This window comes from Streptomyces sp. NPDC093510, from assembly GCF_040683555.1.
Taxonomy (GTDB): domain Bacteria; phylum Actinomycetota; class Actinomycetes; order Streptomycetales; family Streptomycetaceae; genus Streptomyces.
On the sequence record NZ_JBFBEE010000007.1, the window covers coordinates 43,409 to 56,378 of the forward strand.

At 73.3% G+C, this 12,970-nt stretch carries 11 protein-coding genes, 1 pseudogene and 1 riboswitch; of the genes and pseudogenes, 4 read left to right on the forward strand and 8 right to left on the reverse strand.

Annotated features, from left to right (window positions below; translation table 11 throughout):
• Positions 1 to 38 precede the first annotated feature (38 nt).
• On the forward strand, positions 39 to 1,043 hold the full coding sequence (gap, locus tag AB0N81_RS13155) for a type I glyceraldehyde-3-phosphate dehydrogenase (RefSeq protein WP_365357884.1): 1,005 nt from the start codon (positions 39 to 41) through the stop codon (positions 1,041 to 1,043).
• Here gap and AB0N81_RS13160 read toward each other — a convergent pair.
• From AB0N81_RS13160 to AB0N81_RS13175, 4 genes are all read right to left on the reverse strand, one after another.
• Positions 1,040 to 1,840 (reverse strand): hypothetical protein, encoded by an 801-nt coding sequence (locus AB0N81_RS13160; RefSeq protein ID WP_365357885.1) that lies wholly within the window; start codon positions 1,838 to 1,840, stop codon positions 1,040 to 1,042. The genes gap and AB0N81_RS13160 overlap by 4 nt on opposite strands.
• Positions 1,841 to 2,026: 186 nt before the next feature.
• Entirely contained in the window at positions 2,027 to 3,247 is a 1,221-nt protein-coding gene (locus AB0N81_RS13165; RefSeq protein WP_365357886.1) for an FAD-dependent oxidoreductase, read from the reverse strand.
• On the reverse strand, positions 3,244 to 4,662 hold the full coding sequence (locus AB0N81_RS13170; RefSeq protein WP_365357887.1) for an NAD(P)/FAD-dependent oxidoreductase: 1,419 nt from the start codon (positions 4,660 to 4,662) through the stop codon (positions 3,244 to 3,246). Before AB0N81_RS13170 ends, AB0N81_RS13165 begins: the two co-directional genes overlap by 4 nt.
• A complete protein-coding gene (locus tag AB0N81_RS13175; protein ID WP_365357888.1) occupies positions 4,662 to 6,122 on the reverse strand; it encodes an FGGY family carbohydrate kinase in 1,461 nt (486 codons plus the stop codon). Before AB0N81_RS13175 ends, AB0N81_RS13170 begins: the two co-directional genes overlap by 1 nt.
• Before the next feature lie 263 nt (positions 6,123 to 6,385).
• Here AB0N81_RS13175 and AB0N81_RS13180 point away from each other — a divergent pair, with 263 nt between their 5' ends.
• Both AB0N81_RS13180 and AB0N81_RS13185 read left to right on the forward strand, forming a co-directional pair.
• Positions 6,386 to 7,372, forward strand: a complete 987-nt coding sequence (locus AB0N81_RS13180) for a hypothetical protein (RefSeq protein ID WP_365358098.1) — start codon at positions 6,386 to 6,388, stop codon at positions 7,370 to 7,372.
• A 142-nt stretch (positions 7,373 to 7,514) separates the two neighbouring features.
• Positions 7,515 to 7,729 (forward strand): annotated as a pseudogene (locus tag AB0N81_RS13185) (amino acid permease); the annotation flags it as partial.
• Here AB0N81_RS13185 and AB0N81_RS13190 read toward each other — a convergent pair.
• The 4 genes from AB0N81_RS13190 to AB0N81_RS13205 form a co-directional block, all read right to left on the reverse strand.
• On the reverse strand, positions 7,710 to 8,264 hold the full coding sequence (locus tag AB0N81_RS13190) for a GNAT family protein (protein ID WP_365357889.1): 555 nt from the start codon (positions 8,262 to 8,264) through the stop codon (positions 7,710 to 7,712). The pseudogene AB0N81_RS13185 and the gene AB0N81_RS13190 sit on opposite strands and share 20 nt — an antisense overlap.
• A gap of 20 nt (positions 8,265 to 8,284) precedes the next feature.
• Entirely contained in the window at positions 8,285 to 9,019 is a 735-nt protein-coding gene (locus AB0N81_RS13195) for an SDR family oxidoreductase (RefSeq protein ID WP_365357890.1), read from the reverse strand.
• A 101-nt stretch (positions 9,020 to 9,120) separates the two neighbouring features.
• Positions 9,121 to 9,378 (reverse strand): hypothetical protein, encoded by a 258-nt coding sequence (locus tag AB0N81_RS13200; protein WP_365357891.1) that lies wholly within the window; start codon positions 9,376 to 9,378, stop codon positions 9,121 to 9,123.
• Positions 9,379 to 9,422: 44 nt separating this feature from the next.
• Positions 9,423 to 9,532, reverse strand: a riboswitch (SAM riboswitch).
• A gap of 41 nt (positions 9,533 to 9,573) precedes the next feature.
• Positions 9,574 to 10,932, reverse strand: coding sequence for a radical SAM protein (locus AB0N81_RS13205; RefSeq protein ID WP_365357892.1), 1,359 nt, complete (start codon positions 10,930 to 10,932; stop codon positions 9,574 to 9,576).
• Positions 10,933 to 11,157: 225 nt separating this feature from the next.
• Between AB0N81_RS13205 and AB0N81_RS13210 the strand changes: the two genes are divergently transcribed.
• The gene (locus tag AB0N81_RS13210) at positions 11,158 to 12,963 is read left to right on the forward strand and encodes a translation initiation factor 2 (protein WP_365357893.1); all 1,806 of its coding nucleotides are present in this window, start codon (positions 11,158 to 11,160) and stop codon (positions 12,961 to 12,963) included.
• Positions 12,964 to 12,970: the final 7 nt, after the last annotated feature.

Sequence of the window (12,970 nt, forward strand, 5' to 3'; positions counted from 1 at the left end):
TTCTCGATCACGCCTCGGCGGCGCAAGGAGAGAGTTCCATGACTGTTCGTATAGGCATCAACGGCTTCGGACGCATCGGCCGCAACGTCTTCCGCGCGGCGGCGGCACGGGACGCGGATCTGGAGATCGTCGCCGTCAACGACCTCGGCGACGTGCCGACCATGGCGCACCTGCTGGCCTACGACTCCGTCCTGGGCCGCTTCCCCGAAGAGGTCACCGCGGGACCGGGACAGATCCGCGTCGGCGGCAGGACGATCGAGGTGCTCGCCGAGCGCGACCCCGCCGGCCTGCCCTGGGGGGAGCTCGGCGTGGACGTCGTCATCGAGGCGACGGGCATCTTCACCGACGCGGCCCGCGCCCGCGCACACGTCGAGGGCGGCGCGAAGAAGGTCATCATCGCGGCTCCCGCCAGCGGCGAGGACGTCACGATCGTGCTCGGCGTGAACGACGACGCCTACGACCCCGAGCGCCACACGATCATCTCCAACGCCTCGTGCACCACCAACTGCCTCGGCGTCCTGGCGAAGGTGCTGCACGACGCCGTGGGCATCGGCTCCGGCATGATGACCACGGTCCACGCCTATACGCAGGACCAGAACCTCCAGGACGCCCCGCACAAGGACCTGCGCCGCGCCCGCGCCGCGGGCCTCAACATCGTCCCGACCTCCAGCGGCGCCGCCAAGGCCATCGGCCTCGTGCTGCCCGAACTCGCCGGCCGTCTCGACGCGTTCGCGCTGCGGGTGCCCGTCCCCACCGGCTCGGTCACCGACCTGACGGTCACCACGCGGCGGCCCACGAGCGTCGAGGAGATCAAGGAGGCGTACGCGGCGGCGGCCGCGGGCCCGTACATGGGCGTGCTGTCCTACACCGAGGCCCCCATCGTCAGCACCGACATCGTCACCGACCCCGCGTCCTGCGTCTTCGACGCCGAGCTCACCCGCGTCACGGGATCACAGGTCAAGGTCGTCGGCTGGTACGACAACGAGTGGGGCTACTCCAACCGCCTCATCGACCTCGCCCAGCTGGTCGGGGCCTCGCTCTAGGCCCCGCGCCGATTGCCCTTGGTGTCGCAGGGCAGGTCGGCGGCCTTGTGGTGGGCGAGGAAGTCGCGGGTGGCCTGCCGTTCGACCTCCGTGATCGCGGTGGGTTCGACGGCGGTGACACCGCCGAAGGGCCGGTCGACGTCACGGATGATGCACAGCGTCGCCGTCAGGAGGGCGGTGATCACCGTGAGCACGATGATCTGGCCGCGGTTGCCCCTGCGGGGCAGGCAGATGGCGAGCGCCACGACGGTGACGGTGAGCGTGGCGAGCAGGAACCAGAGGATGGCGCCGGGGATGCTGGCGGTGGCCTGCGTGAGGCGTTCCTCGCGTTCGTCGGACCGCTTGTTGTCGGCGGCGATCAGCATGCCGAAGAGGGGCTTGCCCTCCAGGTCCCGGAAGGAGCGGCGGAGGTCGGTCGACCACACACTGGGCGCGGCCGACCCTCTGCCGTGGTCGCCCATGGCGGGCCATTCTTGGGTGCGTACGGCGCGTGCGTAGCAGACGGCGTCCGCCTGGACCCGCTCCCGCTCCCCCGCGGTCGCGTACTCGGCGATCTCGGTGAGCTGGTCGAGGGCGCGCGCCTCGCCGCGGGAGGCGACCTCGGCCTTGCCGTAGGAGCCGGACGCGGTGACGAGGACGAAGGCCAGCAGGAGGATCGTCAGGGTCAGCAGCGGGCCGACGAGGTCCTTGACGGCCATGCCGGTGTCGTCCTCGCTCATCAGCCGGGGCCGCAGGAACCGGTTCGCGGCCAGCCCCAGGCACAGAGCCAGTACGGCGACGACGATGACGAGGACCACGGCAACTCCTCGGAGCAGGCGAAAGGCCTCGCCGATGCGAGGTCTTCGTGATCATGACCTGGTCAGTGGCGCCCGGAACGCACCGACGGGTGCACTGCCCCCGAACGGCCGAAACAGTTGCGCCGGAAAGCCGCTCCGGACGCATCCGCCGGACGATCACACCGGCGCCCGCCCGCAGGCCTGCCGTCAGCCGAGGGCGACCCGGACCGCGCCGCCCCGCACGTCCACCCTCGCCGTCCAGCTCCCGGAGACGCGGAAGGGCCGGTTCGGGACGGCCGGGCGGCGCGGGCGGGCGCGGTGGAGGGTTCTGCCGTCCTGCGTGATCACCAGCGACGGGCGCGGGACGAACTCGGTGGCCCGCAGGGTGAATTCATCTGTCGGCTCGTCCAGGGTCAGACGGTTGGGGGCGATCCACGCGAGCGGAGCCGTGACCCGCAGCGGCACCGAGGCGGCGGGCCAGTCCCCGTCGGAGAGGTAGCGCCGCACGGCTGCCGCCGCCAGGGCTCCCTCGCGCGCCACCGCGCGGGCCGGTTCGGCGGCGTGCAGCACATTGCCCACCGCGAAGACGCCGCGTTCGTCCGACCGGAAGGCGCCGTCGACCGCGGGGCCTCGCGTGCCGGGGTCCAGCAACAGGCCGCCGCGGCGGGCCAGTTCGTGGTCGGGGACGAAGTCGCCGGTGAAGGCGACCGTGTCGCAGGGCAGGTGCGCCGTCCTGCCGTCCCGGTGCCGCAGCCTGACCCCCGAAAGGCGGCCGCGGCCGAGGAGTTCGGCGACGGTGGCGTCGGTGAGCAGGGGCACGCCGTGCCGCAGCCGCGCGTCGAGGGCGCGGGCCCGCGGGGCCTGGTGGCGCGGGTGCTCGGTGACCTGAGCGGTGACGGCGACCCCGGCCCGCCGCAGCGTGTCGAGGGCGGCGAAGCTCACCGGTTCCGCGCCGACCACGACGGCGCGTGTACCGATCCGCCCGCGGTGGAGGTGGACGGCCTGCTGGAGTTCCCCCGTGGTGAAGACCCCGGCGGGCCGGGTGCCCGGGACAAGGCGTGCGGCGCGCGGCCGTTCGCGGGCGCCCGTGGCGAGGACGACGGCGCGGGCGGTGATCCGCTCCAGGCCCCGGGGGCTCGTGGTGTCCAGGGTGAGCGGCGCCGCCCAGGCCGTCACGGTGACGCCGGTCCGCAGCACCGCGCCGGTGCCCACGGCCGCCGCCGCGCAGCGCTCCGCGTACTGCGGCCCCGTCATCCCGAGGCGCCCGAAGCCGCCGTGCAGGCAGTGCCGAGGCATCCCGCCCGCCTGCCGCTCGCGGTCCACCACCTCGACCTCGCCGACGCCCGCCGCGGCGAGTCCGGCCGCCGTGGCGAGGCCCGCGGGCCCGGCGCCGACGATCAGCACGTCGACGATGCGCTCGCGTCTCATCCGGTATCCAACTCCGCACCCCGTTCGTAGAGTTCTCGCACTTCGGCACCGCAGTAGAAGCCCTGGCAGCGTCCGCTCCCCGCCCGTGTGCGGCGGCGCAGGCCGTCCAGTGAGCCGGGCGGCACCGTCGCCCGGAGAGCGTCGCGGATCTCGCCGCGCGTCACTCGTTCACAGTGGCAGACCACGTCGCCGTACGCGGGGTCGGCCGCGATGAGGTCGGCGCGCAGGTAGGGGCGCGGGAAGGCCTCGCCGAGGTTCGGCATGCGGACGGGCGGCAGGTCGCGGGCGGTTGCCAGGTCCAGGCCCGTGGCGGCGAGGAGTTCGGTGACGTGTGCCGCGATGGCCAGGGACGCGGTGAGGCCGGTGGAGCGGATGCCGCCGACGGTGACGTACCGCTGTTCCTTGTGGGCGCTGATCCGGTAGTCGTCGTGCTCGGTGGCGGCGCGCAGTCCGGCGTAGACGGCGGTTACCTCCTCGTCGAGCAGTTCCGGGAGGATCCGGAGGCCCTTCTCGCGCAGCGCGGCGATGCCGTCGGCCGTCGAGCCGGTGGCCGCCTTGTCGTCCAACTCCTCGGCGGTGGGGCCGAGGAGGACGTTGCCGTACACGGTCGGGGCGACGAGGACGCCCTTGCCGAGCGCCGTGGGGACGGGCAGCAGGATGTGCCGCACCAGGTCACGGGCGAACTTGTCGAAGACGAGCAACTGACCGCGGCGCGGGGTGACGGTGAAGTCGTCGTGGCCGAGCAGCCGGTCGACGGTGTCGGCGTGCAGGCCGGCGGCGTTGACGAGGTGGCGGGTCCGCAGGGTGCCGCGGCTCGTGGTCAGCAGATGTGTGTCGCCCGCCGGATCGACGCCGTGTACGCGGCAGTTGAGGAGAAGGTCCGCGCCCGCGCGCACGGCCTGGGTGGCGTAGGCGAGGGTGGTGGACCAGGGGCAGATGATGCTCTCGCCGGGGACGTCGAGTGCGCCGAGGGCGCCGGGGCCCAGGTGCGGCTCGCGGGCCCGGACCTCCGCGGGGCCGATGATCCGCGCCGCGTCGTAGCCGTTGCGCTCCGCCTTCGCCAGGAGGCCTGACAGCTCCGCGAGTTGGTCGGCGTCCCAGGCGACGAGCAGCGCGCCGACCGGCTCGACGGGGATGCCGGACTCGGTGGCGTACGCGGAGAGCAGCCGCTGCCCTTCGCGGACCAGGCGGGACTCCAGGGAGCCGGGCACCGCGTCGAAGCCGGTGTGGAGGATCGCCGTGTTCGCCTTGGACGTGCCCTCTCCGACATCGTTCGAGGCTTCCACCAGGGCGATGCGCAGGCCGGGGTGGCGGGCCAGTTCACGCGCGACGGCCGAGCCGACGACTCCCGCGCCGATGACGGTCACGTCGTACGTCACGTCCGGCGGTGGTGTTCCGCTCCTGGTCAGCGCCATCAGGGCGTACGTTCCAGGAGTGCGGCCACCGCCGAGCCGAACTCCGCGAGGCGTTCGGCGGCACGGTCCGCGTCGATCCGCGGTTCGTAGACGGCCGCGGGCCGCCACTCCGGGACGGCTTCGGCGACGGTGAGCGCGGGGTCGAGGCCGATGCGGGCGACGGCGGCGGCGCCGAGGGCCGTGACGTCGGGCAACGCCGAGACTTCAACGGGGAGTTGGAGCAGGTCCGCCTGGGTCTGCATGAGCAGGGCCGAGCGGGTCAGTCCGCCGTCGACCCGAAGGCTCGTCAGGGGCTCTCCCAGGTCGGCGGCGACCGCGTCGGCGAGCGAGGCGACCTGCGCGGCGATGCCCTCGCACAGGGCCCGCACCAGGTGTCCTGCGGTGGTGTCGAGGCCGAGCCCGGTCAGTGATCCGCGCAGGTCACCGCGGAACCAGGGTGCCGCGAGACCGGCGAGCGCGGGCACGAAGGTGACGCCGCCCGCGTCCGGGACCGCGGAGCCGACCGGGTCGATGTCCTCGGCGCCCGCGATCACGCCGAGGTCGGTGAGCCAGCGGACGGCGGACGCGGCCGTGTAGACCTGTCCGTCGAGGCAGTAGCTGCTCCGTCCCGCGAACCGCCAGGCGACGCAGCTGACCAGTCCCGAATCGCCGCGGAGCGGTCGCGGCCCTGTCTGGGCGAGCAGGAACGCCCCTGTCCCGTAGGTGCACTTGGCGCTGCCCGGGGTGGTCACGTCCTGGGCGAGCAGTGCGGCCTGCTGGTCGACGAGGAGTCCGGTGAGGGGAATGGCGGGGCCGAACGCCGTGGTCGTACCGAACTCCCCCGCCGCGTCGACGACATGGGGCAGGTGCTCGCCGTCGAGCCCGTAGAGTTCCAGGGCCCGCGGGGACCAGGCGACGGTGTCGAGGTCGAGGAGCTGGGTGCGCCCCGCTGTCGCGGCGTCCGTGACGTAGGCGCCGGTGAGGCGGTGGACGAGCCAGGAGTCGCTGGTCGTGACGGTGCCGCGCCGGGTGCGGTGGCGGCGTATCCACGCCATCTTCGGAGCGGCGAAGTACGGGTCGAGCGGGAGACCGGTGAGCGTGCGCAACTCATCGGCGTGGTCGGCGAGTTCGGCACAGGCGGATGCGGCGCGGCGGTCCTGCCAGACCAGGGCGTCGGTGAGGGGCTCCCCGGTCTCCGGATCCCAGGCGAGGACCGTCTCGCCCTGGTTGGCGAGGCCGACCGCGGCGACCGGTTCACCCGCGTCCGCCAGCGCCGCGCGGCCCGCTTCGACGACCGAGGTGAACAGTTCGGCGGGGTCGACTTCCACCAGGCCGCCGGGGAGGTAGCGGGGGCGCACCGGCACCGCTCCCGAACCGATCACGCCGCGCTCCGGGCAGACGACGAGGGCCTTCGTCCCGGAAGTGCCCTGGTCCACGGCGAGCACGGGGCGCTGCGCCGGAGCCCGCTCATAGGTGATCACCGCGGAAGCCTGCTACAGGGTCCCGAAGGGCGTCAAGACATCCGGATGACGCGGCCTGAACATCAAGTGACCGCCCGGCGCGCCGCTTTGACAGAACGGGGCCGCAAAAGGTCCGCGAAGTGACCTGGAGCCGGAAGAGGCGGCTCTACACTGTCCGCCGAGCGTCACCGTCAACTCCCTTGAACCCTGCCGCTCTTGACAGCTCGGCCCGTGCAGCCCGTTCAACCTCCCCCCTTTTCTCCCCTGACAGAGGTCTCATGCCCATGCCGTCAGGCCGCCCGGTGTACCACCCGGCAGGCCACGACGAAGCGCTGCGCGCGGTACTCCGGGACCTCAGGGCCGGCCGGTGGGCCTCCACGCGCAACCTGCTGACCGAGACACCGGACTGGGGGCTGTGGACTCAGCGCACACAGATCCTGGGGGCCGCCGTCGCCGGTTCCGACGTGGTGCGGGCCTGGCGCACGGAGGAACCGCGCAGCGCGTCGGCCGCCGTCCTGCACACCCGCGTTCTGGTAGAGCGGGCCCTGCGCGCGCACCGCACGGGGCACCGGCGGACCAACGACCTGTGGCGCGAGGCGGTCGCGGCCTGCGCCGACGCCTCGGCCATGTCGCCCGAGGACCCCGTGCCGTGGATCTGCCTCCTCACCCTGGCCCGGCTGGACGTGGGGCAGCGGTGGGACGAGCACCGGGTGGCGCCGCCGGAGCCGATGCTCTTCCCCGGCCCCTGGCAGCTGCTCGCCGAGGCCGACAAGCGGGATCCGGGCAACCGCGAGGCGTACCACCGGATGCTGCAGTTCGCGTACGGGCGGCGTTCGGAGGGCCCGCTCACCGAGGCGTACGACTTCGTGCGGTGGGCGTCGGCCTCGGCGCCCGCGGGCTCCGCGCTGCACCTGCTGCCGCTGTACGTGCGGGTCGAGCGGTACCGCAGGGAGTCGGGGCAGGAGCACGCCCTCGATCCGCACCGGGTCTCCGGGGACGCCACGCGCACCGCGCTGATCGCCCTGCAAATGTGGTTCGACCACGCCGCGCTCGCCACGACCTCGCTCCTCGACCTCAACCACCTGGCGCACGCGCTGTGGGGCGCCCATCAGTTCCACGACGCGTCACGGGTCTTCCAGGCCCTCGACCCGTTCTTCACGACCGTGCCGTGGACGTACCGCACCCACTCCCCCGGCGACGCCGATGCCGCCGCCGAGGTCTTCGTCCAGGCCCGCGCCCGCTGCTCCGGCGCCTCCCGCGGCCTGGGCTGAGCCCGCCGGCCCCCGCCCCCTCACCGCCGTCCCCCCACCGGAGGTCCAGTCGTGTCCCGCCCCACCTGGCCGTCGAGCTCCATCCACGAGGCGGAGCGCCTCAAGGAGCTTGGCTACCCTGTCGGAGGAGACGTCCAACGAGCCGTGGAACCTGGGCCACTGGAGCAGGCCGATCGGCTGGGTCGCCGTGGTCTGGGTGGCGTTCGTGACGGTGCTGTGCTGTCTTCCGCAGGTTTCGCCGGTGACCGTCAGCTCGATGAACCGTTCGTCGCGCGCCGGTCGTACAGCACGCCGCAGGCGTACGGCTCCGACCGCGAGCAGGCCGAGGTCGACCGCCTTACGCGGGGCGGTCGTTGAGGATCTTCTGGAAGAGCCGGTGGTCGCGCCAGGCACCGTTGATGAACAGGTAGCCCGGCGCGATCCCGTACTCCTCGAAACCGCACTTCGCGAGCACGCGCTGCGACGCGGTGTTGTGCAGCAGCGTGCCCGCCTCGACGCGGTGCAGGCCGAGTTGGCCGTCCGCCGCCTCGCAGACGTGCCGCGCGGCGGCGGAGGCGAGCCCACGGCCCACGTGCTCCGCGTCGATCCAGTAGCCGAGGTTCGCGCTGCGGACCGGGCCCAGCACGATGTTGGACAGGGCGGCGTGACCGATGATCTCGCCCGCGCTCACGAGCACCCAGTGCGCGGACCGGCCCTCGCGGCCCTCCGCCAGCTGCGCCATGACCCGCTCGGCCTGGCCCTCCGTGGTGAAGAAGGCCGCGGTCCTGGCCGGGTCCCAGGGCGCCAGATGGGCGCGATTGCGCCGGTGGGCGCGGGCGAGTGCCTCCGCGTCGTCGAGTACGACGGGCCGGATGAGGACGTCTTTCGTGAGAGCGACCACTCCACTGATCATCAGCCCAGCCTACGACGGCGTCAGCGGCCGCCGGCGACCCTCAGCACCGTGCCGGTCGCGTACGAGGCGTCGTCCGAGAGCAGCCAGGCGACGGCCGCCGCGATCTCCGACGGCCGGCCGGAGCGTCCCATGGGGATGCCCGACGCGAGCTTCGCGGGGCGCTCCGGGTCGGCGTGGAACTCGGTCCAGATGACGCCGGGGGCAACGGCGTTGACCCGGATGCCGTCCCCGGCGACCTCCTTGGACAGGCCGACCGTCAACGTGTCGACGGCGCCCTTGGCGGCCGCGTAGTGGACGTACTCGCCGGGTGCGCCGAGGGTCGCCGCGGCGGACGAGAGGTTCACGATCGCGCCGCCGCCCGCGGCCTTCATGTCCCGCACCGCGCGCCGGGCGCAGAGCAGATACCCGAGTACGTTCACATCGAGTGCCCGGCGCATGCCCGCCACGTCGGCGTCGGCGAGAGGACCGACGGGGCCGCTCACCCCGGCGTTGTTGACCAGGCCTGTAACCGGGCCGAGCTCGGCGGCGGCGGTGTCGAAGAGGCGGTCGACGTCGGCCTCGTCGGCGGTGTCGACCCGGACGGTGACGCAGCGGCGGCCGGCGGCGCGGACCGCCTCGGCGGCCTCTTCCGCGGCCGTCGCGTTCGAGTGGTAGCCGATGACGACGTCGTGGCCGTCCTCGGCGAGACGGGCGCTGACAGCTGCGCCGATACCGCGACTGCCGCCGGTGACGACGGTGACGGGGTGGTGTTGCACGGTGGACCTCCGACTCGGGGTGGCTGACTGTCGCGCCCGCCCGGACGCGGGGATCGCCCGCGTCCGGAACACGTCGTCATCCTACGAAGCGGTGATCTTCGTCAGGGGGCCACCTTCACGGGGGTGGTGCCCACGGTGCCGCGCCGCAGCCTCAGCACGTTCCGGCGGGGCTGCCACTGTGCCGGGCCCCCGTGCTCCCGCAGCAGGGCGCGCAGCCGCTCCGGGTCGCGCGTCCACAGGGCCGAGGGCACGCCCCTGGTCGGGCCGAGCACGTGCAGATCGATCCGGCCGTCGTCCGAGACGTCGTACGCGGACAGGAGCACGTCGATCGAGGTGAGGGTGTCGTGCGGGTGCGTCATGGTGCGCCTCCGGAGTCGTGGACCCCGGTGTCGCCGACCCCGGTGATCCGCCGTTCCCCGTGCACGTCGCACGGGGCGGGTCGTCACCCGGGGCACCCGCGACGGAGCGGGGTGCCGTCCAGCGAGCCGGGGCTTGACGCTGGAACTCGTGACCCGGTCCGACCGTAACACGGCGCCTCTGCGGCCGGTCCGGGGCTACCGGCTCCCCTCCGGGACGACGGCGTCCTCGGGAGCGGCCGCCTCCGCGGGCAGGCTGTCCATGAAGGAGCTGACCGAGAAGACCGCGTTGCCGGGGCCCGCCGGGCCGTATCCGGGCGGCGAGCTGAGGCCGTTGGCCTCCATCGTCGCGCGGTAGGCCTCCAGGAGCCGCACGTGGTACTCCAGCGGCGCACCCTGCGGGTTCGCCTTGCCGAGGGGGGTCGTGGGCTCAGGGCACCAGGTGGTGAAGCGGGGCGTGATGCCGCGCGACATGAAGTACTGCAGGCCCTCGACGGTGGAGTCGATGGCCTCGTCGACCGTCTTGAAGCCGAACGGCTCGGCCATCTCGACACCCGCGACGAAGTTCGGGATCACGTTGCGCGGCCCGAACACCTCGGCGGAGTCCAGGATGCGGCGGTGCCACTCGTCGCGGCCGACGTAGCGCTCCTTGCCGGGGCAGTACCGCTCGAAGAGGTACGGGTCCCACACCTCGTAGTTGGGGTGGTAGATCCGTACGCCGTAGTCGTGGAAGCGCTGCACGTCCGCCTTCGGCAGGGCCTGCGCGACGACCTTGCCGATCCAGCGGCCCGGGAAGCGCTCCTCGATGGCCTTCGCGTACTGCCCGTAGAAGTCGGCCTCGTCCTTGCCCTGGAGCTGCGTGGTGATGGCGCCGCCGGTGAGCGTGTACGCGGTGGACGACTTGTTCGTGTCGTACTTGTCGATGATGGCGAGGGCTTCGAGGACCTCGTCCATCGGCTTCACGCCCGTGTAGGGGCGACCCGCCGCCTTCTGCTGGCGCCAGTTGTGGTTGATGTCGCAGTACTGGCACTCCTCCTTGGCGCCGAAGTACTGGCAGACCCGGAAGACCGTCAGATAGATGAGGTAGCCCCACTGGATGGTGGGCGCGACCTCCATCACCGACTTGCCGTTCTCCAGCGTGTGCCGGTAATAGTCCGGCATCGGGGGCAGGCCGACGTCGGAGATCCGCACGCCGTCCAGGTAGAGGCCGAGCACGCCGTTGTCGTCGGCGGCCACACGGTAGGGCGAGGACGGGTTCACACGCACCGAGACGACGGTGCGGCGCAGCTCGTACGGGCCGCCGGTGAGGACGATCTCCTCCGGCGGGCGGCGCAGCGCGGCGGCGCCCAGCTCGGGGAGCGTGCCGTGGTCGAAGGAGAAGATGAAGTACGACTTCGGCTTGACGTCGCCGCCTTCGTTGTCGCTCAGCGCGGACTCGTCGAAGGCGATGCCGCCGCGCAGCAGATCCTCCTTGATCACGGCTTCCCGCGGCACGTGCGGGAACCGCTCCATGAGTGACTCGATGAGCTGGGTACGGCTCTCGCTGCGGCTTGGCATGTGCCGGGCACCTCGGATCCTGTCGATCGATCTGTTCAGACCACGCTAATACCCTGCGGATGCTTTCCGGATCCGACTCCGGTCGCAGCGCGCATCCGCCGCAGGTCTATCCTGCGGGCCCGGCCGGGCGGTCCGGGTACGATCTGCGGCATGCCGCCCGCCGACCCCCACATACCCGCCCCGAAGTGCGGAAACGGGTCACACACGACCGCCTCCCGAACTAGAATGAACAATCCCGAAGCGGGCAGCGGGCAGCGGGCAGCGGGCAGCGGGCAGCGGGCAGCGGGCAGCGGGCAGCGGGCAGCGGGCAGCGGGCAGCGGGCAGCGGGCAGCGGGCCCGAGGGATCTGGTCGCGTGCGGCACGTCCTTTTCGCCGCACGGTCGGCGACCGCCCTGCACCGGCTCCTCGACGTCCTCCCCGTCTTCGCCGGTGACGACCGCGTCCGCCGCCGCTTCACCCTCGTCCCCGGCTCCGACTTCGGCACCGACGCCCTCCGGGCGGTCGAGCGGGCAGGCGGCCGCACCATCCCGTGGGCCGAGGCCCTCGCCCGCCCCCACGACCTGATCCTGGCCGCCAGCCCCAAGGGGGGCCTCGACGGGCTCCGCGGCCCGTGTGTCCTGCTGCCGCACGGAGCGGGCTACAACAAGGCCCTCAGGGAGGAGGAAGGCTCCGGCGACTCCGCGTCCGGCATGGACCCCGCCCTCCTGATGCCGGGCGGGCACCCCTTGGCCCGCCTCCACGCGCTGGCCCACCCCTCCCAGGTCGCCCGCCTCGCCGCCGAGTGCCCGCCCGCCGCGGCGCGCGCCACCGTCACCGGAGACCCCACGCTCGACCGCGTCCTCGCCTCCCTCCCGCTGCGCGAGCGCTACCGGGCCGCCCTGCGCACCCATGGCCGCAAACTCGTCGTCCTCACCTCCACGTGGGGCCCGCACTCCCTGATCCGGCGCCACCCCGGGCTCCCCGCCCGCCTGGCCGCCGAACTGCCCCACGACACGTACCAGTTGGGGCTCGTCCTGCATCCCAACGAGCACAGCAGGACCGGGGAGTTCGACCTCGCGCAGGACCTCGCGCCCGCTCTCGACGCGGGCCTGGTCCTGGCCCGTCCCGACGAGGAGTGGGCCGCCCTGCTCATCGCCGCCGACACGGTCGTCACCGACCACGGCTCGGCCGCGCTGTACGCGGCGGCGGCGCGTGACGTTCCGGTGCTCGCCTCGGGCGACGGGGGCGGCGAGCTGATCGCGGGCACCCCGATGGCCGAACTCCTCGCCCACGTACCGGTGTTGTGCCCGCTGGACGGGACGACCACGACCGATCTGGAACGCGCCGTCGCCGCGTATGTGCCCGGCACCTCGGCCGCGCTCGCCGAGCGGGCGTTCGCCGAGCGCGGTGCCGCCGTGCACCGTCTGCGCGAGGAGCTGTACCGCCTCCTCGGCCTCACTCCCCGGGGCACCCCCGCCGAGCCGCGTCTCCTGCCGGACCCCGCGCCACCCGCCCGCGCCCTCGCGGCCTTCGCCGTGCAGGTCGACCTGCACGGCCCGCACCTGCACGTCGAGCGGCGGCCCGCCCGCTCCGACGCGCCCGCCCACCACCTGGCGGCCGAGTACGGCAGGGCGTCGGACACCCAGTCGCAGAGCGCGGGCCTCCTGTTCCGCCGCGCCGGGCCCGCCGTCGCAGGGCCCGCGCGCGGCGAGACCTGGACCGTCGACGGCTGGACGCGGCACGTGCTCGCCGAGTACGGCGGCCCGCGCACGGCCGCCGTCGCCCTGACCGCCTCGTACTGCGTGCTGCGCCGGACCGGCGGCCCTCTCCTGTCCGTCCGCATCGAGCCGCACCGGGAGCCGGACGGCCGCGTCCTGCGCGCCGACCCGGCAGCCGTGCTCTCCGGCGTACACGCGTGGCTCACGGCCCACCCGGACGCACCGGCACACCCGGTGACGATCCCTTGCGTCGTCGCGGCCCGCACCCATCACGCGACGCTGACACCCGCCACTCCGGAGGAAGGGCAGCAGGAGATCCAGGGCCTGTCGTAGCAGGACG

Coding starts and splice junctions, on each gene's coding strand:
- gap (WP_365357884.1), top strand. CDS start 39: ATGACTGTTCGTATAGGCATCAACGGCTTCGGACGCATCGGCCGCAAC.
- AB0N81_RS13165 (WP_365357886.1), bottom strand. CDS start 3,247: ATGAGACGCGAGCGCATCGTCGACGTGCTGATCGTCGGCGCCGGGCCC.
- AB0N81_RS13170 (WP_365357887.1), bottom strand. CDS start 4,662: ATGGCGCTGACCAGGAGCGGAACACCACCGCCGGACGTGACGTACGAC.
- AB0N81_RS13180 (WP_365358098.1), top strand. CDS start 6,386: ATGCCGTCAGGCCGCCCGGTGTACCACCCGGCAGGCCACGACGAAGCG.
- AB0N81_RS13190 (WP_365357889.1), bottom strand. CDS start 8,264: ATGATCAGTGGAGTGGTCGCTCTCACGAAAGACGTCCTCATCCGGCCC.
- AB0N81_RS13200 (WP_365357891.1), bottom strand. CDS start 9,378: ATGACGCACCCGCACGACACCCTCACCTCGATCGACGTGCTCCTGTCC.
- AB0N81_RS13205 (WP_365357892.1), bottom strand. CDS start 10,932: ATGCCAAGCCGCAGCGAGAGCCGTACCCAGCTCATCGAGTCACTCATG.
- AB0N81_RS13210 (WP_365357893.1), top strand. CDS start 11,158: ATGAACAATCCCGAAGCGGGCAGCGGGCAGCGGGCAGCGGGCAGCGGG.